The 805-nt window shown below is 42.6% G+C and carries 1 protein-coding gene, 2 tRNA genes and 1 rRNA gene; all 4 read right to left on the bottom strand.

Annotated features, from left to right (window positions below; all coding sequences use genetic code 11):
• Window positions 1-240, bottom strand: a 23S ribosomal RNA gene (locus AB6805_RS32455); the annotation flags it as partial.
• A 186-nt stretch (window positions 241-426) separates the two neighbouring features.
• A tRNA-Ala gene (locus AB6805_RS32450) sits at window positions 427-500 on the bottom strand.
• A 10-nt stretch (window positions 501-510) separates the two neighbouring features.
• Window positions 511-585, bottom strand: a tRNA-Ile gene (locus AB6805_RS32445).
• Window positions 586-610: 25 nt separating this feature from the next.
• The coding region (locus tag AB6805_RS32440; protein ID WP_370913578.1) for a hypothetical protein at window positions 611-805 on the bottom strand (195 nt) is incomplete at its 5' end.

Raw genomic sequence — 805 nt, 5'->3', positions numbered from 1 at the left:
GCTCGCCACTACTTAGGGAATCATTATTTATTTTCTTTTCCTGCAGGTACTTAGATGTTTCAGTTCCCTGCGTTGGCTCTCATTGCTGAGTAATACACCTTCAGTGTACTGGGTTGTCCCATTCGGAAATCTACGGATGTAACGATCGTTTGCATCTCCCCGTAGCTTATCGCAGCTTACCACGTCCTTCGTCGCCTCTTAGATCCTAGGCATCCACCATGCGCTCTTATTCGCTTTAAAAAATTTAGTATTTAGATATTACTATCTCGAATACAACTTGCATTTCCCAATATGTCAAAGAACTTTTAATCACTGACTGCTCTTACGAGCTTTCATTTGTGTGATTATTGATGATGTGTGAGATCCGATCTCGGTGACTCTTTAGTCAAACATCCTATTTAATATGAAAGAACAAAGGTGATTAAGTGGAGGATATCGGATTCGAACCGATGACCCCCTGCGTGCAAGGCAGGTGCTCTAGCCAACTGAGCTAATCCCCCGTAATCATTGTAGACCCGAGCAGATTTGAACTGCTGACCCCTACATTATCAGTGTAGTGCTCTAACCAGGCTGAGCTACGGATCTGTTTATCAGACAAGGTTGGCTGATACTATCTCACTAACCGATTCAGTCCATAACCAACTTGGCTTAATAAAAAATTGAAAGAACTTATGTGCTTTGCATCTGGCGTGTAGCCATTTGCGTTAGCAGCAAATAAATTTAAAAGAAAGGAAACAACAGCTCTCAGGATAATGAGCTCTAAAAAGGAGGTATTCCAGCCGCACCTTCCGATACGGCTACCTTG

Origin of the sequence: Chitinophaga sp. RCC_12, from assembly GCF_041360695.1 — a bacterium.
Lineage (GTDB): Bacteria > Bacteroidota > Bacteroidia > Chitinophagales > Chitinophagaceae > Chitinophaga.
This window is presented reverse-complemented; position numbering and strand designations above follow the sequence as displayed.